General features: G+C 53.9%; 14 protein-coding genes. 9 read left to right on the top strand and 5 right to left on the bottom strand.

The features are described from left to right. Positions 1 to 33: 33 nt before the first annotated feature. The 3 genes from BN8_RS18220 (at position 34) to BN8_RS18210 (ending at position 4,408) form a co-directional block, all read left to right on the top strand. Positions 34 to 1,506, top strand: coding sequence for a TolC family protein (locus tag BN8_RS18220; RefSeq protein ID WP_040006233.1), 1,473 nt, complete (start codon positions 34 to 36; stop codon positions 1,504 to 1,506). A 75-nt stretch (positions 1,507 to 1,581) separates the two neighbouring features. Next, positions 1,582 to 3,009 carry an efflux RND transporter periplasmic adaptor subunit gene (locus tag BN8_RS18215; RefSeq protein ID WP_009283395.1) on the top strand — a complete coding sequence of 476 codons (1,428 nt, stop codon included), beginning with the start codon at positions 1,582 to 1,584 and terminating at the stop codon, positions 3,007 to 3,009. Positions 3,010 to 3,403: 394 nt separating this feature from the next. Then, complete coding sequence (locus BN8_RS18210; protein ID WP_040006318.1) at positions 3,404 to 4,408, top strand: NAD(P)H-dependent glycerol-3-phosphate dehydrogenase; 1,005 nt, start codon at positions 3,404 to 3,406, stop codon at positions 4,406 to 4,408. Between the two features lie 16 nt (positions 4,409 to 4,424). Here the strand turns inward: BN8_RS18210 and BN8_RS18205 are convergent, their stop codons facing one another. From BN8_RS18205 to greA, 3 genes are all read right to left on the bottom strand, one after another. Further along, complete coding sequence (locus tag BN8_RS18205) at positions 4,425 to 8,126, bottom strand: M12 family metallo-peptidase (protein WP_009283393.1); 3,702 nt, start codon at positions 8,124 to 8,126, stop codon at positions 4,425 to 4,427. A gap of 163 nt (positions 8,127 to 8,289) precedes the next feature. Continuing rightward, a complete protein-coding gene (locus tag BN8_RS18200; RefSeq protein WP_009283392.1) occupies positions 8,290 to 8,679 on the bottom strand; it encodes an HIT family protein in 390 nt (129 codons plus the stop codon). A gap of 77 nt (positions 8,680 to 8,756) precedes the next feature. Further along, positions 8,757 to 9,230, bottom strand: coding sequence for a transcription elongation factor GreA (gene greA / locus BN8_RS18195; RefSeq protein ID WP_009283391.1), 474 nt, complete (start codon positions 9,228 to 9,230; stop codon positions 8,757 to 8,759). 422 nt (positions 9,231 to 9,652) lie between these two features. On the opposite strand from greA, the gene fmt reads away from it, so the two are divergent. The 3 genes from fmt (at position 9,653) to BN8_RS18180 (ending at position 12,189) form a co-directional block, all read left to right on the top strand. Beyond that, the gene (gene fmt, locus BN8_RS18190; protein WP_009283390.1) at positions 9,653 to 10,588 is read left to right on the top strand and encodes a methionyl-tRNA formyltransferase; all 936 of its coding nucleotides are present in this window, start codon (positions 9,653 to 9,655) and stop codon (positions 10,586 to 10,588) included. Positions 10,589 to 10,687: 99 nt separating this feature from the next. Then, the gene (locus BN8_RS18185; protein ID WP_009283389.1) at positions 10,688 to 11,692 is read left to right on the top strand and encodes a polysaccharide deacetylase family protein; all 1,005 of its coding nucleotides are present in this window, start codon (positions 10,688 to 10,690) and stop codon (positions 11,690 to 11,692) included. 5 nt (positions 11,693 to 11,697) lie between these two features. Then, positions 11,698 to 12,189 carry a dihydrofolate reductase gene (locus tag BN8_RS18180; RefSeq protein WP_040006316.1) on the top strand — a complete coding sequence of 164 codons (492 nt, stop codon included), beginning with the start codon at positions 11,698 to 11,700 and terminating at the stop codon, positions 12,187 to 12,189. Between the two features lie 63 nt (positions 12,190 to 12,252). On the opposite strand, the gene BN8_RS32950 is transcribed toward BN8_RS18180, so the two are convergent. Beyond that, complete coding sequence (locus BN8_RS32950; protein ID WP_009283386.1) at positions 12,253 to 12,414, bottom strand: lmo0937 family membrane protein; 162 nt, start codon at positions 12,412 to 12,414, stop codon at positions 12,253 to 12,255. Between the two features lie 141 nt (positions 12,415 to 12,555). On the opposite strand from BN8_RS32950, the gene eutC reads away from it, so the two are divergent. After that, positions 12,556 to 13,356, top strand: a complete 801-nt coding sequence (eutC, locus tag BN8_RS18175) for an ethanolamine ammonia-lyase subunit EutC (RefSeq protein WP_009283385.1) — start codon at positions 12,556 to 12,558, stop codon at positions 13,354 to 13,356. Here the strand turns inward: eutC and dprA are convergent. Beyond that, positions 13,289 to 14,398 carry a DNA-processing protein DprA gene (gene dprA, locus BN8_RS18170; protein WP_009283384.1) on the bottom strand — a complete coding sequence of 370 codons (1,110 nt, stop codon included), beginning with the start codon at positions 14,396 to 14,398 and terminating at the stop codon, positions 13,289 to 13,291. The two genes, eutC and dprA, sit on opposite strands and share 68 nt — an antisense overlap. A gap of 202 nt (positions 14,399 to 14,600) precedes the next feature. Between dprA and BN8_RS18165 the strand changes: the two genes are divergently transcribed. Further along, positions 14,601 to 16,070 carry a hypothetical protein gene (locus BN8_RS18165; protein ID WP_009283383.1) on the top strand — a complete coding sequence of 490 codons (1,470 nt, stop codon included), beginning with the start codon at positions 14,601 to 14,603 and terminating at the stop codon, positions 16,068 to 16,070. A gap of 84 nt (positions 16,071 to 16,154) precedes the next feature. Beyond that, positions 16,155 to 17,978 (top strand): cytochrome c peroxidase, encoded by a 1,824-nt coding sequence (locus BN8_RS18160; RefSeq protein WP_040006314.1) that lies wholly within the window; start codon positions 16,155 to 16,157, stop codon positions 17,976 to 17,978. Positions 17,979 to 18,028: the final 50 nt, after the last annotated feature.

Here is an 18,028-nt window from a genome sequence, read left to right as displayed (position 1 = left end):
TTGTAACATTGAAACATCAAAACACGACGTATTATGTTCGTTGCGTGGAAACGATCAGGTTGGATGACTGCCTGGCTGCTTGGGGCCGGTTTGACGATGGCAGTAGCACAACCTGCACCCAATACCCCAAATCGCCTAAGCCTGGAACAGTGTGTTGACATTGCCCTGAAAAACAACATCCAGGTGCGGCAGGGTCAACTGACTGTAGAGAATACCGACCTGACACTAAAGCAGTCCCGGAATAACCTGTTACCAACGGCTACGTTTCAGGCCAACCAGTCGCTTAGTGGCGGTGGTCGACAGATTGACCCGTTTACCAACTCAGTTATTCCACAGTCGACCGTCAATTCGAGTAACTACGGTCTAAGCGGTGGCGTTACGTTATTCAATGGGTTCTTTTTGCGAAACACCGTTAAGCAGAACGATCTGGCCCTACAGGCGAGTCAGAAAGAACTGGCGGCTACGCAGAATACGGTGGCGCTGAACGTGGTGCAGCAGTACCTTAATGTGTTGACGGGGCAGGAGCAGCTCATTGTAGCGCAACAGCAGGCGGCAGCCACCCAGGCGCAACTGGATCGCACGCAGCGACTGGTCAACGCCGGCTCGGTACCCGAAGCGAGTCTGTATGAGGTGCAGGCGCAATTGGCAAATGACGAAGTTGCCATTGTGAATGCCCAGAACCAGATCGACCTGGCCAAACTGGCGTTGTTGCAGGCTATGAACTTGCCGTTGGGGCAACCAGTCGATGTGGTGGCGGTAGCCGTGCCTGATCCATCGGTTACGCCTTATGAGGCAACTCCGCAGCAGATTTACGAAATTGCGCTGGACAATATGCCCGACGTTCAGGGGGCTGAACTGCGGGTGAGAAGTGCCGTAGCCGGGGTGCAGGCTGCTCGGGCCAACTTTTACCCGATACTAGCGATCAATGGGAATCTGAATACGCTGTTTACCAGTACGGCTACGCGGACAACGTCCGTCGATACGACCAACATCAGCCTTCAGCCCAGCGGTCAGTTTGTGATTATAAACAACGAGCGGCTGCCCGTTGTGAGCCCGATTCCGCGGTCAACCCGGGCGCAGGTACCTTACTTAGATCAGTTGACGAATAACCTTAACCGATCGGCAACGTTAAGTCTTCGGGTACCTATTGTCAATGGATTCCAGGCCAGAAACCGGGTGGGTATTGCCAAAATTCAGCAACTGAACGCACAATTGCAGGCTGAGAGCATACGGCTGCAACTGCGGCAGAATATCGAAACGGCCTATACGAACATGAGGGCGTCGGCCAACCGCTACCGCGCTACTCAGGCATCGGTGGCATCGCTGGAGCGCGCATTTCAGGTGGCCGAGAGCCGGCTGAACGCCGGAGCCATCAATGCAACGGACTATAACGTAGCCAAGTCGAATCTCGATCGGGCGCGGGCCAGTCTCGTGCAGGCAAAATACGAGTATGTATTTAGAACCAAAATTTTAGATTTTTACCAAAACAAACCGTTATCATTTTAGTGGGTGAGCAAGGAGTTGGGAGAGATGGGGTAACCCGTTACTTTCGTGGTCTTGTTCGCCCAATTCCTCTAACCTATGAAACGTAAGTCGAACCGCATCTGGTGGATATTAGGCGGAGTGGTAGTAGTACTGATTGTGGGACTAGTGGCTGCCAAGCAGGCGGGTATCATTGGGAAGCCTAAATCGACCGAAGTAGATTTTGCTGTTGCCAAACGAACAAATATCACCGAACGAGTGAGCGCATCCGGTCGGGTGCAGCCTGAAGTAGAAGTAAAAATCAGCCCTGACGTTTCGGGGGAGATCATCGGTCTGTACGTAAACGAAGGTGATCCGGTCAAAGCCGGGCAACTGTTGTGCCGTATCCGCCCCGACAACTACGAGTCGCTGCTGTCGCGGGCGCGGGCTACGGTTAACCAGAGCCGGGCGCAGTACGAACAGTCGAAAGCGTCGGTAGCCCAGTCGGAAGCGCGGTTGATCCGGGCCAAAGCCGATTATGAGCGGAACCGCAAACTATTTGCCGATAAGGTTATCTCCTCCGCCGACTTCGAAACCGCCGAAGCGAATTACAACGTTGCCAAACAGGAAGTTGAAGCGGCCCGGGCTAATGTACGAGCCGCGAAGTTCAACATTCAGAGCGCCGAAGCGGGCCTTCGCGATGCCAGTGAGAACCTGCGTAAAACGACCATCTATGCACCCGTTACCGGTACTATTTCCAAGCTTAATATTGAACTTGGTGAGCGCGTCGTCGGTACGTCGCAGATGGCCGGTACGGAGTTAATGCGGATTGCTAACCTGCAAAACATGGAGGTACGCGTCAATGTGAACGAAAATGACATTGTGCGCGTCAACCTGGGCGATACGGCCGACATTGAAGTGGATTCGTACACGATGGCCGGGCGTAAGTTCAAGGGTATAGTGACCGAAATTGCCAATACCGCCAATGGATTGGCCAGTTCGTCGGGCACTGCCGCGGCCTCGTTGTCGACGGACGCCGTTACGGAGTTTGAGGTGAAGGTTAAGATTCTCAATAATTCCTACAGCGATCTGCTGGCCGAAAAAGATAAGAAGGGGTACCCGTTTAAACCGGGTATGACGGCATCCGTCGAGATCATTACAGATCGGAAAAATGGAGTGCTGGCCGTACCTATCGCTGCCGTAACGACCCGAGGGGCAAGCGGGGCGGACGCTGCAACGCAGGCCAGTGCCAATGAGGATGATGATGATGCGGCAGTTAAGCCTGCTAATCAGACGCCGGCATCGGCCGAAAAGAAACAACAGATTACCGAAATCGTATTTGTCAATCAGGGGGGCAAGGCTGTGCAGCGCGAAGTGAAAACGGGCATCAGCGATTTCGACAACATTGAAATCAAGTCTGGCCTGAAAGCCGGCGAGCAGGTGGTGTCCGGGCCGTTTCTGGTGGTATCCAAGCGGCTGAAAGACGGAGATCTGGTGGTTAAGCGCGACCCGAACAAACAGAAAAAGAAAGAGGTGACGGAGGAATAGGTTGTAACGAAAATATAAACCCTGCGATTGTAGTTGACAGATTAGGATGAATCTGCCGAACTCAATCGCAGGGTTTTTTATACCCGTTTTCCCAAACGTTCATAGACGCCTGCGTACGCACCGTTTGGGAGATTGTGATAAATTTGCGGGAGTAGAAAGAACGCCATAAAGCCGCATGGATGCTGCCGAATGATGATTTTAGGTCGATTCGTTTGTGGAGCTGAACCGTGAGTTGGAGACCCGCATCGTGGAGTTCAGCAAAGACGTAGTCGTGCAAAGTCCATCCGTTTTGCAGCTACGTATTCTGACTATCTTACGTCAGGCAGTAGAGAATTACAGCCACCAAACACTCTACCCATTTTTCCACTTCCCGCTTTTTGGCGTAATTCACCGCATGAAGCAACAGAGTCCTGTCCGCCTGACGATGGTGGGCGGGGGGAGTTGGGCCACGGCGCTCATTAAAATTCTCTCCGAGAACAACGTCAGCATCAAGTGGTGGCTTCGCAAGGAGTCCGATGCAGAACACATCAAAAAGTTTGGTCATAACCCCAGCTACCTCAGCGATGTACAGATCAACACCCGCAAGGTGAAGGTCTGCACCCGAATCAAAGACGCCTTCCGCGATAGCGACTACATCGTATTGGCGGTGCCGGCTGCGTTTGTCAGTGATGCCTTGTCGGGGATCAAACCTGAGCATTTTGCTGGCAAATACGTCATTTCCGCTATCAAGGGCATGATTCCATCGGCCAACCAACTGGTGACGGACTGGGTACGGGAGCAATATAACGTACCAGCCAGTCGCATTGCTGTGATTGCCGGGCCATGCCACGCTGAAGAGGTAGCCCTCGAAAAACAATCGTACCTGACCATTGCGTCACAGGATGTGGCCTGCGCCGACGACGTAGCCGCCATGCTGAACTGTCGCTTCGTGCAGGCTACCGGCGTGGACGACATCTACGGTATCGAATACAGCGCCGTAATGAAAAATATCATCGCGCTGGCCTGCGGCATTACCCACGGACTCGGCTATGGCGACAACTTCCAGGCCGTGCTGGTGTCTAACGCGATGCAGGAAATCAAGCGCTTCGTCGACGCTATTTATCCTAAACACCGCGATCTGAGCGGCTCAGCTTACCTTGGTGATCTGCTCGTGACGGCTTACTCGCCCTTCAGCCGAAACCGTACGTTCGGGACGCTGATTGGACGGGGCTACACCATTCAGTCGGCGCAGATGGAAATGAACATGATTGCCGAGGGGTACTATGCCGTAAAAAGTATCCATGAAATTAACCGGCAATTTCAGGTACGCATGCCGATTGCCGAAGCCGTTTATAACATTCTGTACGAACGGGCTTCGCCGACGCTGGAAATGGAAGGCGTGAAGCGGCTGTTGACATAGCCGCTTCACGCTTCGTTTACTGCTTCATCACCTTCCAGCTGGCCTGCTTACCATCGGTGGTTTCAATCCGGAGAATGTACTGACCAGGGGGCAACGTACTGATGTCACATTCAGCCCGCCGAAGCCGCAGGTCTGAGGGATTTCGGCGTACTTCGCGACCCTGGCTGTCATGTAGCTGCAACGACGACAGCGGAGCCGCCGAACTACTCAGCTCAATGATCAGGCGACCCGTAGTCGGATTTGGGAATACTGAAACGCCCTGGATGGACAACGGTTCATTGGCCAGGGCCAGCGCACTGACAACGACCGAATTCTTAACCGTACCGGTGGCGCAGTTGGCATCACTAAGGTTCGTGAGCGTCAGGCTGTAGTTGGTTGGCTGCGTGGCTCTTAATACCGTAGTGTAGGGCGAAGTTGCGGTCTGGATGGCCTGGCTGTCCCAGCGGGTGAAACGCCACGGGGCTGCGCCGGTCAGCGTAATGGAAACCCGGGCGCTGTCGCCCAGAACGAACGTCGGCTTGTTGCTGCTCAGTTCGGCCGTAGGCAGGGCGTTCACCGTAATTTGTATGGAATCACGGCTAAGCAGAGCCGGCTGGGTAGCTTCCAGGTACACAACGTAGCGGCCCGGAGCCAGTGTAGCCGGCAGCACGGTCGATACTGTCGACGTGCGGGTTGCAGCGGTATAGCGGGTCGTTTGCCCGCCGGATTTCACCACCACCGCATACTGATTGCCATTGCCGGCTTTACCCTGCAAGCTGTAGGTGGCAATCAGCGAATCGCCTGGGCAGTACGTGTTTTTATTCAGACGGGACAGCAAAAGCCGCGGGTTAACCGTGATAGTGAGCGTTGTGTCCGTACCGGCGCAGCTACCCGTGTAACAACTGCTTCGGTAGGTCGTATTGGCTTCGGGTTTAATGACCAGCCGGTTCGAGCCACGTACCAGCCGATTCGTGACGGTTTCGGTTTCGCTGGTCCACGACCAGACAACATCCGTACAGCCAGCGGCCTGTAGGGTTACGCTTTCTCCGTAATCAATAGTCTGTTTGGCCGCAGTCAGCGTAGGCTTCGGCGCGTTGGCGCAGGCTGTGTACCGGAGCAACTGGAATGGCCCGCCAAACCACACGTTACCATGGATATCGGCGGTCATATCGCCCAGGTTAATGTAATAGGGCATGTCGGCCAGTTTCTGCCACGTAGTGCCGTTATAGCGGTATAGGGTGCGGGGCAATGAGTTGTTGACCACATACAGATTGCCCTGCGGGTCGTTGGTTAGATTCAGGGCGTACGAAATAGGGATGGCCGGGCTGGTAAACGTTGTCCAGGCCTGTCCATTGAATCGAGCCAGCGCCGGGAAGGGAAAAGTCGAGTGCGACTGCGACACCCAAATATTGCCCAGGCCATCGACAGCCATACCGAGCAGGTATTTCCCCAGTTGAGGGGTGTTGATATTGCTGAACGTCTGGGTGGTCCGTGTGACGAGGTCAAACCGGATCAGCTCGTCTACACTTTGAGTTGGGTTGTTACTGATAAACCAGACGGCTCCGGGCTGGACTAATGTCCTGCTTATGCTCCGATTTGAGGGGATTGCGTACAGATAGGCCAGGCTATCGCCTTTCAGTTCCTGTAGCCCGTTATAGCTTATGAACAGCCGGGGGTTCGCACTTAAGCGGTTGATGCCGTATTGGCCCGGCGAAAAGGTGGTTCGTTCCGTGAGGGTGCCGTCCTGTTCCGATAGCTTACCCAACTGATTGAAGGCCAACGGAAAACCGTCTTTGAAGATGTTGATTGACACCCGGTTGGTTACCCAGACATTGCCCGAGCCGTCAACACTATGCGCGAGGGAACTGTTGCCGACCTTACCGCTGGTGCCGTTGCGGTCATACATAGTTAACTTCAGGCTGTCCTGTGTAATGCGGGTCAGGCCATTCGTACTGCTGAACCAGATGGAGTTGCCAACCGAACTGATCGGCCCGTAGGCTCCACCCTGTGGCCAGGCCGGAATGGTTGAACTTCCTACAAACGCCCACCGGTCCGAAACCGTCGTTGAACCTGTCCGGAACGGTTGTACAATTCGGGTTAATAAACCCAATGGTTGTGTCGCTAATCCTGTGTTGTATTCTTCCAGTCTCAGGTAATACGCCGTGTTAGGCGAAAGCTTTTCAATCAGACCCGTGTAAGTATAGCTGCCGGTAAACGACTTGGTGTACACGGGTTTGGTAAATAAGGAGTCCGTAGCAAGCGTAACCACAACCCGGCTATCACGACCGGTTGAGGCATAATAGTAGTATGGAATTGTCAGCGGAGCTAAGTCACCGGTATTATTATAAAAAGGAAGTGTGAGGTAATACGGCTCAGGATTCACCAGGTAGCGGCTAGCAGCCGACCATGGGCCCGGGCGGCCATTAACAACAGCCCGAACCCGCCACCGCACAACACCTAATCGGTAATTGCTGACCGAAAAGGTTGACTGCTGTTTCGAATCGCTGGTTGGATATTTGAATAGTTCGTCATTGCCATCTGTAATCTGAATTTCGTAGGCCGTTGCTCCATCGACCGGCTGCACGGAAAACTGTCGGTTACCCTGGTTGGGCGATAACCGCTGGTCAGGAGTAGGAGACAGCAGGATAGGAGCGGGAATTCCGTTGGTCGACGCTAGTTGTAGCTGACCGGTTCCTGACCAGGCCGACGTACCAAACGAATTACTGGCCCGGACTCTAACGTAATAAGTAGTTCCAACAGCTAGTTTGCTGAGCAGATAGCCGTTAACACTGGCGGTATCGCTGACGACCTTCTGGGCAAAATTGGCGTCGGTGGCAACGTCAATATCGTAGCGGTTGGCCGCCAGGGCGCTGGCCCAGGTCAGGAAGGGCGTACCGTACAGTGTTTCCTGAGTACGCAGGACCGGGACAGTAGGGGCGGACGTAATCTTCGGGAAATTCTTAACGGCATGATCGGTCATCAACGTCTGACACAGCGGATGGAATGTCAGCAGCGAGCCGCAATAACTCATGATCGTACCTGGAATGCTTTGCAGGGAGCCCGTATAGCAATCGCCGTTGTAGGAAGCTTCGACAGTTGAGCAAAAGTCGATAGGACCACCCGGCCACGAGCAGTTGTGGGTATGCGGAGAGCCGAACGTATGCCCAAATTCATGAGCAATGGTGTTCAGATCGGCCTGATTCGCCGAAATGATCTGGGCACCGCCTAATGAGCCCAGCCCGCCCGCTCCCGACGATGATTTTGTGATGAAATAAATACGTTTGTCGTACGGAACCTGCCGAAATTGAGTAGTCCAGACGCGATCCATAATAGGGAACAGGTCGTATAAATTCCCCTTTCCCTTGTATGGATCGGGTTCAGTGTCTTTCCAGATGTGAAAGAAAACGACGACCAGTTGCGTATTGATCTCACGTTCGTAAATCCGTGACGTCTGTTCGATCTTATCCAGAAAGAAACTCTTGATCCGGTTGGTATCCTTGTCAAACTCAAGGTACGTATCGGAGTCGATTTCGACGGCTACCCGGCAGATGTTTCGTTCGCCGGCCGTTTTGCGGGCACGTTGCTGAGCCATTAACTGAGGGAGCCGACCCATCAGCCGCACGGTGCTGTCGGGCAGGACGCGGTCGTTTACTCCGCAGGGGAGGAGGGTCTGGGCAGAGGTGTTGAGCCAACCGAAACAAAGCAGGCTCAGTACCGCCAATCGGTAGAAAAGGGACATAGTAACGAGTGTGGATAGGTTAACTAATCAGCAGCGAATGTAAGGAGAACTTCAACGACGTAACCGCGCATTTATCGTTCGGTAGAAAACGACAGGGAAAGCGCCGAAAAACGCAAAAGGACGCCCTGGAGCGTCCTTTTGCGTAAATGCTTATCGACTTGACTTAGAGAAATGATCTGATTTTTTCGGCCGTTTGGGCCAGTTCCTCCTGTGTTGGTTTCATCTTATTGTTGAAGTTCATATCGGCCATGCTGTTGAGCGGAATCAGGTGCACATGGGCATGGGGAACTTCAAGTCCAATTACGGCTACACCGATTCGCTTGCAGGGAATAGCTTTTTCGATGGCCGGGGCGATCTTCTTGGCAAAGGCCATCAGGCCGGTATACAGGTCGTCGTCCAGTGCAAAAAGATAATCAATTTCCTGCTTGGGAATAACTAGCGTATGACCGGTGGTGGTGGGCATCACGTCCAGGAAAGCGAGATAATCGTCGGTCTCGGCAATCTTGTGGGCCGGAATCTCACCAGCAACGATACGGGAGAAGATGGAAGCCATTTTGTAATTTGAAGTTTGTAGTTCGGAGTTTGAAGTTAAGGGGGATGCTCACTACTACAAACTTCAAACCAGTTTAATTATCGGCCGATTTCAATCACAACGAATTCCATAACGCCCGCCGGCACTTTGATTTCGGCCTTGTCGCCTACTTTCTTGCCCAGCAGGCCTTTGCCGATTGGCGAGCCTACCGATATCTTGCCGGTTTTCAGATCGGCTTCTTCTTCCGATACCAGCGTGTATGTCATTACGGCACCGTTTTTCGTATTCTTGATCTTTACGGTCGACAAGACAGACACCTGTGACGCGTCAATGGTCGACTCATCCAGTATACGGGCGTTGGCGACGATATCTTCCAGTTTCGAAATTTTAAGTTCCAGCAGCCCCTGTGCGTCTTTGGCAGCGTCGTACTCAGCGTTTTCGCTAAGATCACCTTTGTCGCGGGCTTCAGCAATCTGGCGGGCAATGTCGGCCCGGCCTTTAGTTTTCAGATCATTCAGCTCAGTCTTGAGCCGATTGAGTCCTTCTTCGGTGTAATACGAAATCTTTCCCATGAGTTTACTTACTCGTTACAATTTTTTCACACTGGTTTAGGAACCGTCCGGTCGTCTGTTGCTTCGCGTAAGCCCGTAAAAAACAAAAGAACGGCACACTGTCCGTTCTGCAACCAAAAAGGGTTTTCTTTGCAGCTACGTCAGAATCGTCGTCGGACCAGTCGGTAATATGGATCGTTCGATCTTCGCATAAACGATAGCCGGACGTTTTGAGCGCCCGGCCGTTCGTAAGTCTGGGACAAAAATAATAATACTTCCGTGCGTTGACAATACACCACGGGCTAACAGTGCAAAAACATAGGAAACGGTTAACTGGACATTGTACGTTGGAACCGTGCCGGCGGACCGGCTGGGCGTTAAACTAATTCACTTTGCGTAACTGTCTAGTGCCTACCGTCGTATGTCCAGCGTCCTGATAAAAAATGACTCAATCGCTTCGGATTATATTTATGGGTACGCCCGAGTTCGCGGTCGCCAGTTTGCAGCGACTCATCGACGCGGGTAAGAACGTAGTGGCCGTCATTACGGCACCTGATCGACCGTCAGGCCGGGGGTTGCAGGTGGTGTCGTCGCCGGTCAAAAAAGCCGCCGAAACGGCCGGTATTCCCGTGCTGCAACCCGAAAAGCTGCGCGATCCGGCATTCCTGGAGGAACTACGCGGCTACGCGGCCGATTTGCAGGTAGTGGTGGCATTCCGGATGCTGCCCGAGGTGATATGGGCGATGCCAACGGTGGGTACCTTCAACCTCCATGCATCCTTGTTACCTCAGTATCGTGGCGCTGCGCCGATTAACTGGGCGATCATCAACGGCGAAACCGAAACGGGCGCGACAACCTTCTTCATCGAGAAGGAGATTGATACCGGGCAGATGATCTTTCAGGATCACGAACCCATTCAGCCCGACGATACGGCTGGCACCCTCCACGACCGCCTTATGGAGCGGGGGGCCGACCTGGTTCTTAGAACGGTAAACGCCATTGAAACCGGAGCGTATCCGCGGATTCCGCAGCCAACCGCGACGGACCTCAAACCGGCACCCAAGCTCACCCGCGAAAACACCGAAATTGACTGGAATCAGCCAGCCGAGGTTGTTCGCAACTTTGTGCGGGGACTGACGCCGTATCCGTCGGCCTGGACGATATTGAACCAGAAATTTTTCAAAATTTACGGTGTGTCAAAGGCTACCGAGCCAACCGGTGATGCCAATAGTTCGGCTGAGCCGGGTAAACTCTATACCGATAACAGGAAGATCATATTAGTTCGGGTAGCCGATGGCTGGCTTTCCCTTGATCAGTTGCAAGCCGAAGGCAAACGACGCATGACCGCCGAGGAGTTTTTGCGGGGCAACCGGCTTTAATATGCACTGGCCAGGCGGCTACGGCGCTCTGTTATTGCTTAGTCTGGTCAGTTCCTTATTGCTAAACGGGCCAGGCACGTGCTTGGCCAAGACAAACCCATGAAACAAGTATTCCTCCTAACCCTGCTGCTAGTCTCTTTTTTCTACGTCCATGCCCAGACCGAAGAAACCTACGCCGAGAAGCTTGGTTTTCCGAAGGGTAAAAAAGTAGTCATTTTCCACGTCGATGACGCCGGCATGAGCTTTGAGTCGAACCAGGGTACGCGCAATGCCATGGAGCGCGGCATTGCCAGCTCGACCAGCGTGATGATGCCCTGCGGCTGGGTTCCGCAGTATATGACGTATCTGAAAGACCATCCCAGCATCGATGCGGGTGTGCATCTGGTGCTAACCTCAGAGTGGAACGGCTATCGCTGGTCTCCGCTGGTAGGTCGCGACAAAGCGCCCGGCTTGTATGATGAGCAGGGGGCGTTCTGGCATTCGGTGGCTCAGGTGGTTGAACACGCATCGGCCAGCGAAGTCGAAGCGGAGATCCGGGCGCAGATTGCCCGATTCCGGCAGTTTGGTATTCAGCCAACGCATATCGACTCGCATATGGGTACGTTGTTTCAGCCCAAATTTGTGCAGCAGTACGTCAAGGTTGGCATAGAGGAACGTATCCCGGTGCTTTTTCCGGGCGGTCATGCTACGTTGATTGGCGAGTCGGCCAAGCTGCCGGATGCACAACGTCAACTGATCCGGCAATTGGGTCAGCAGTTATGGAACGCCGGTCTGCCGGTAGTAGACGATCTGGACGGTACGAGCTACGGCTGGAATCTGCCTGCGGGGGTGCCTGTAACGGACGAGAACCTGCGCAAACACAAAACAGAACAATACATTGCTTTGCTGAAGCGCTGCCGACCGGGTATTACATACATTATTCTGCACGCCACGGATGCAGGCCCTTCATTCCAATCCATTTCGGATTCGGGGCCAACCCGCCGGGGTGATATGCTGGCCATGATGGACCCGGCGCTGAAAGCATTTGTAGAGAGAGAAGGTATCCTTGTTACGACCTGGCGTGAGTTGAGTGATCGCCGGGCAAAAATTCAGGCAAACCGTTAATGTACATGAAACTTAGCATGATTGCGGCCGTTGCGCAGAATGGGGCCATTGGGAGTGACAACGATCTGCCCTGGCATCTGCCCGACGACTTTGCGTATTTTAAGCGGAAAACCAGCCACCATCCGGTCATCATGGGACGAAAGTCGCTCGAAGCCCTGGGTAAGCCCCTGCGCAATCGAACGAACATTGTGCTGACCCGCGACCGGAACTTCACGGCTGATGGTGTTACGGTCGTGCATACGCTGGAGGATGCCGTTGCGACTGCAAAATCAATTAACAATCAGGAGATTTTTATCATCGGTGGGGCGGAGATTTACCGGCTGGCGCTGCCGATGGCCACAACCCTCTACATTACCGAAATCGAGAAAGCATACGATGGTGACGCGTACTTCCCGGAATTTGACCGGGCCGACTGGCAGGAAGTAAGCCGACGGCATCATCCCGCCGACGACCGGCACGAAGTTGCCTTTGATTTTGTGGAGTATGAACGGAAATGAACGAATTACCATGAAAAAAGCCGGTCCTTATAGAGCCGGCTTTTTCGTTGAGTTTGCCATTCGTCAGATACTTCGGCCCTGAATCAGACGAAGTACGATAGCGATGATCGCGATAACCAACAAAATGTGAATGAGGCCTCCCAGTCCAAAGCTATTGAAGCCCAGGAAACCCAGCAGCCAAATGATAATCAGGATGACTGCAATGGTGTATAGTAAATTGCCCATTGTTGTTTTGTGAAACGTTGAGTGTACAGTTTCGACATCTCTAACTATCTTGTTGGCAGGATGTTCTAAAAAGGTTTATTATCTTATTGAATTTTTATAATTGTCTACCAAAAAGGTGAGTGTGTGTATTTAAAATGCGGCATGATTCATAACGATCCCTGGGCGTTTCTACGAACTCACACGGCCGCCCGTATTGCACAGGGCCGCACCGGACACAGCCTGCCTACCCGGGCCATGCTCGACTTTCAGCTTGATCATGCCTGTGCCCGTGATGCCGTGTACTCGCAACTCGATACCGTAACACTCCGTGATCAGCTTAATCAGGTTCAGGGAGGTACGTTGCTGCTCCACAGCCAGGCCCCCGACCGGCGACAATACCTGCAACGGCCGGATCTGGGTCGGCGGCTCGATGCGCAGTCGACAGAGTTGGTTGGCGCCAACGCCGGGCAGTACACCGAGATTTCGCTGAGCATTGTACTGGTCGATGGATTGTCGGCTACGGCCGTGAACCGCCACGCCGTGCCGGTGCTGACGGGGCTGGTGGCCGAAAGCAAACGAGTCGGCTGGGCGACGGTGCCGCTATGCGTAGTGGAACAGGGCCGCGTTGCCATCGGCGATGAGATTGCCCACGGCCTGGGGGCTGACCTGGTGGTCGTGCTGATTGGTGAACGGCCGGGGTTATCCTCGCCCGATAGCCTCGGGGCGTATCTGACCTACCGGCCCCGTCCCGGCCTTACCGACGAGTCGCGGAACTGTGTATCGAACATCCGGCCTGATGGCTTGCCATATGATTTTGCCGTTCAGAAACTAATGTATCTGCTGACCGAAATGAGCATCCGGCGCCTGTCGGGAGTGGACCTTAAAGACGAAATGCCTATGCATACACTACCTGATACTTCTTCCCGGGCAGTGAGCGCACAAACCCCCGAAACTCCAGATTGAGCAGCACCGAGGCCAGTCGGCCCATCGGTATCTGACTCTTCCAGCTTAGCTCATCAATGTGCAGATCGGCACTTTGCCGGAGCAGTGCCACAACCTGACTTTCCTCTTCTGTAATGTCGAGCGGTAGGGAAGGGGCCTGTTGTTTGCGGGGCTCATTAACCGCAGGCTGATCCCAGTTGAGGGCTTCGATCAGGTCGGGCGGGCTGGTGTAAATCTGTGCTTTGTTTTCCCGAATCAGTTTGTTGCAACCCTGCGAAAACGTTTGCGTCAGTTGGCCCGGTACGGCAAACACCTCACGATGGTAATTGTTGGCATATTCGGATGTAATCAGGGCACCTCCCTTGGCCGCAGCTTCAACGACAACGATAGCGTCGCTCAGACCTGCGATGATGCGGTTGCGGGCCGGAAACAGGTGCGCATCGGGTTTAGTACCCGGAACGCTCTCGGTCAGCAGGCCCCCCTGTTCCTGCATTTCCTGCGCCGTTTTCTGGTGTACGGCCGGGTATATAACATCCAGTCCGCTGGCCATGACTCCGATGGTGGGCAGGCCGTTGATCAGGCTGGCACGGTGGGCGGCAATATCAATGCCGTAGGCCAGACCGCTGATGACACTGACTCCGTAGGGTACCAGGCTCTGAACGATCTCGTCGGTAATGCGCCGGCCGTAGTCAGTAGCCTGCCGTGTACCGACCAGCCCGATGGTTCGGGTGGCGTTCAGGTTGCCATGACCACGGTAATACAGCAGGGTGGGCGCATCGTAGAGTGGTTTAAGGCGCGACGGATAATCCGGGTCCGTGTAGAAAAGAGCCCGGGCGTTCAGTTGCTCCAGTCGTTTGAGTACCTGCTCGGCTTCGGTCTGTAAGCCGGGCTTAAGAACGGCGCGGGCTGTTACCTCGCCGATACCGGGAATTTTCTGGAGTTTGGCCGGCGACGAATGGAACACATCGGCTGCTGAGCCGCAGTAACTAACGAGCTGACGAACAAGAATACTGCCTACGCCGGGAGCGAGGGTCAGGGCAATTGGGTGTAAAGAATCAGTCACAAATCGGTGGGTAAAGCCAGCTCAGACACAAGCCAGTGCAAGTTTAGTGATTTTATGGATGGCGTAATTTTGTGCAAGCAGATGCATATGAATTTTTTGTTATAAATCTTCACTAACCTTAGCAGTCATGTAACATTGGTGTAATATTCAGGTAAAGGGTGCTGAGTTACTTTGTCTAAACTTTCATACTCGTACTCTAGCTATGTATCGTAGCAAACGTTTACTCTCAACAACTACAGCACTGACGTTGCTGGCGGTGTCGGCCTGTACTGACCACCGCGATCCGAACAGCCCTGCCATTACTCTTCAGAACACGTCTGTAACGCCGGCGCTGGTACGGCCAATCGCGGGAGCGGGCGGACGTTTGAACGCCGACGCCATCAAAATCTACTCACTCATCAGCAGCGACGACAAACTCGAACAGTCGCCTAATTTCGTTTTCGGCGGTTCGGCAGACGGAGCAGGTCTGTTCCAGAATCCGGACGGTACCTACTCCATCATGGTTAACCACGAGGATAATTTCTCCGTGTCGCGCATCACGCTCGACAAATCCTTCAAGCCGGTTAAGGGAGAATACGTACTGAACTCTGACGGTGGTCAGTGGCGTCTGTGTTCAGCGACGCTCGTTACGCCGGTCGAACATGGGTTCGGGCCTTATTTCATGACTTGTGGTGAAAGTGGCGAAGAGTCGCGTACGCACGCTTTGCGGGTTGACGCTGATCCACAGCAGGCCGCTATCTCCCGCGAAGTAGAAGCGCTGGGTCGCTGGAGTGCCGAAAACGCTGTGCCGCTGCCTAAGACCGCTTATCCGGGCAAGACGGTTATCATCATTGGCGACGATGATTCCGCCACAAACGGTGGTCAGGTGGCCCTGTACGTTTCTGATAAACCTGGCGATCTGGAAAATGGCTCACTCTACATGCTGAAGCGCAAGGACAACAACCAGCGTGAGATGGACATGAAAGCGGGTGATGTACACGATGTCGAATTTGTTAAGATCGAGAACCACAAAACCCTGTCGGGGGCGCAGATCAACGCGAAGGTTAACGAACTGAAAGCTATGAAGTTTGGTCGTGTTGAAGATCTTGACTACCGGAAAGATAACGTGGGTCGCGAACTTTATTTTAACGTAACGGGTCAGGCTACTTCGGGAGCCAATGCCGACTACTCACGTACTAAATATGGCCGAGTTTACAAGCTGATGCTGGACCCGAACGATCCTCTCAAAGGTAAGCTTCAGGTTGTGCTGGATGGCGACGACCGTAACGGTATCGCCAAGGAGTTCCAGAATGTTGACAACATCTGCGTAACCAAAAACTACCTCTACACGCAGGAAGACCCGAACGGATACGGGGATGAAAAGCACGATTCGTACGTCTATCAGTATAACCTGACGACTGGTGCCCTGACCAAAGTACTGGAACTGGATCATCGCCGGACTGCTCCCGATGCGGCTAAATATAACGTAGGGGGTACGTCGAAGTTTGGCGATTGGGAATACGGGGCCATGGTTGATATTTCTGATGTAACTGGTCGCCCGAACACGTTCATGCTGTGCATTCAGCCGCACACCTGGACGGATGCCAAATACGCTGGCGTAGATGGCGGGTCAAAACGTAAAGCCGAGCGTCAGGCAAGCCAGATTGTCATCGTCGAAGGGCTGCCGCGCTAAGCCGACGAACGTATAGTAACTATGCCTGACTGGACTCCGTACCGGTCAGGCTTTTTATATCCGGTTCATTTGTTCATCAACGCTATGATTCCAGTAACCACAGACACCAATACCAAATCTCGGTTTCGGCTCCGGCCGATTGCCTTTCTTATTCTGGGTGCAGCCCTGCTAACGGCTCTTTATTTCTGGCTGAGGCCGCAACCAAAACCGGCTGAGGCTGTGAAGACACAGTTCATGCAGGAAATTACTGAGCTGGACAGCGCCGTCAGTCAGCTTCAACGGGCCATCGGGCAGCGCCAACCGACAGCGGTTGTCCAGTCGGCATTCCAACAGGCGCGACTGGCTTATAAACGAATCGAATTTTTGTCGACGTACTACAGCCCCGAAACCACCCGGGCGCTCAACGGCCCGAACATCCCGGAAGTAGATGACGACCTGCGGGTCAACGAGCCGGAGGGATTTCAGGTACTGGAAGAACTGGTGTTTCCGGTGCTTGATACCGCCAGCCACGCCGACGCGGTACACCAGGCGGACCTGCTCCGTTCGAACGTGAACCGGCTCCGAAAAATCTCCGAGAACAATGAACTCACTGATAGCCACGTGTTCGATGCTGTGCGGCTGGAGGTGTTCCGGATCATTACCCTCGGCATCACCGGCTTCGACTCGCCGGTTGCTTTTCACTCGCTGCCCGAAGCGGTGAGTGCGCTTAACAGTCTGCAACAGCAACTCACTCATTATCGACTGGCTACCCGGAATCCTGAACTTGCTCAGCGGTTGGACAACGCTTTTGCCAGCGCCGTAAAATCGCTGCAAACCGCCCGCAGCTTCAATGACTTCGATCGGCTTACGTTCATCAGACAGGAAGCGAACGTGTTGAGCGGACTGATTGTCGATGCCCAGCAGGCGCTGCAAATTCCGGTTTTCAAGGAGTCTCGCCTGCTGTCAACGACGGCCCGTACGCTCATTGATGTCAATGCATTCGACCCGAACTACTTCGTGAATTTCAACGACCAGCGGTCAACTCCCGAACGGGTGGCGCTGGGAAAAATGCTGTTCTATGACCCGATTCTGTCGGGTCAGCCGGGACGTACCTGCGCGACCTGCCACCAGCCCGACAAGGCGTTTACAGACGGCGAACACAAGAGCCTGGCCGTGGGCGTTGGTGGCCGACGTATTGCCCGAAACGCACCAACACTGCTCAATGCGGCTCTACAGGCAGCACAGTTTGCCGACTCACGGGTCGTCTTTCTGGAGGATCAGGCCAGCGACGTAATCCAAAATACCGAGGAGATGCACGGGTCACTGCCCCAGGCTGTAAAGGCACTGCAGGAAAACCCAACGTACAAAGCGCTGTTTGCAAAGTCCTACAAAGAAGGCGTGACGGAACAGACGCTGAAGAATGCCGTGGCCAGCTACGTCCGGTCGCTGGTGAGTCTCGACTCGCGGGTGGACCGGTATCTGCGCAATCAGCCGGTAGCGTTAACGGCCGAGGAAAAGCTTGGGTTCAATCTGTTTATGGGAAAGGCCAAGTGCGCGACCTGTCACTTTTTCCCCTTGTTCAACGGTACGGTTCCGCCGGCCTATCAGGAAACCGAGAGCGAGGTGCTCGGTACTCCGGCCACCGCCGATGGCAAACTGGTTGATCCGGACGTAGGAAAATTTGTGCTCACCAAACGCGAACCGCACCGTTACGCCTTCAAAACGCCGACTGTTCGCCACGCTGCTTCAACGGCACCCTACATGCACAACGGCGTATACCGGACGTTGGACGACGTGATTGAGTTCTACGACAAAGGGGGTGGTAATGGCTTAGGTTTCAATCTTGAGAACCAGACGCTACCGTTTGATAAACTGAATCTGACCGCCATCGAAAAGCAGGCGCTGGTCGCGTTCATGAAGGCTTTGTAAGCGAAATTATAGGTCTCTGCCCGTAGCTACCCAACGGTAGGACTTACGAC

Origin of the sequence: Fibrisoma limi BUZ 3, assembly GCF_000296815.2 — a bacterium.
Lineage (GTDB): Bacteria > Bacteroidota > Bacteroidia > Cytophagales > Spirosomataceae > Fibrisoma > Fibrisoma limi.
This window is presented reverse-complemented; position numbering and strand designations above follow the sequence as displayed.

Excerpts from the sequence above, each read along its gene's own strand:
- BN8_RS18210 (WP_040006318.1), top strand. The coding sequence starts at position 3,404 with ATGAAGCAACAGAGTCCTGTCCGCCTGACGATGGTGGGCGGGGGGAGT.
- BN8_RS18165 (WP_009283383.1), top strand. The coding sequence starts at position 14,601 with ATGTATCGTAGCAAACGTTTACTCTCAACAACTACAGCACTGACGTTG.
- BN8_RS18205 (WP_009283393.1), bottom strand. The coding sequence starts at position 8,126 with ATGTCCCTTTTCTACCGATTGGCGGTACTGAGCCTGCTTTGTTTCGGT.
- BN8_RS18200 (WP_009283392.1), bottom strand. The coding sequence starts at position 8,679 with ATGGCTTCCATCTTCTCCCGTATCGTTGCTGGTGAGATTCCGGCCCAC.
- BN8_RS18185 (WP_009283389.1), top strand. The coding sequence starts at position 10,688 with ATGAAACAAGTATTCCTCCTAACCCTGCTGCTAGTCTCTTTTTTCTAC.
- greA (WP_009283391.1), bottom strand. The coding sequence starts at position 9,230 with ATGGGAAAGATTTCGTATTACACCGAAGAAGGACTCAATCGGCTCAAG.
- fmt (WP_009283390.1), top strand. The coding sequence starts at position 9,653 with ATGACTCAATCGCTTCGGATTATATTTATGGGTACGCCCGAGTTCGCG.
- eutC (WP_009283385.1), top strand. The coding sequence starts at position 12,556 with ATGATTCATAACGATCCCTGGGCGTTTCTACGAACTCACACGGCCGCC.
- BN8_RS18220 (WP_040006233.1), top strand. The coding sequence starts at position 34 with ATGTTCGTTGCGTGGAAACGATCAGGTTGGATGACTGCCTGGCTGCTT.
- BN8_RS32950 (WP_009283386.1), bottom strand. The coding sequence starts at position 12,414 with ATGGGCAATTTACTATACACCATTGCAGTCATCCTGATTATCATTTGG.
- BN8_RS18160 (WP_040006314.1), top strand. The coding sequence starts at position 16,155 with ATGATTCCAGTAACCACAGACACCAATACCAAATCTCGGTTTCGGCTC.
- BN8_RS18180 (WP_040006316.1), top strand. The coding sequence starts at position 11,698 with ATGAAACTTAGCATGATTGCGGCCGTTGCGCAGAATGGGGCCATTGGG.
- BN8_RS18215 (WP_009283395.1), top strand. The coding sequence starts at position 1,582 with ATGAAACGTAAGTCGAACCGCATCTGGTGGATATTAGGCGGAGTGGTA.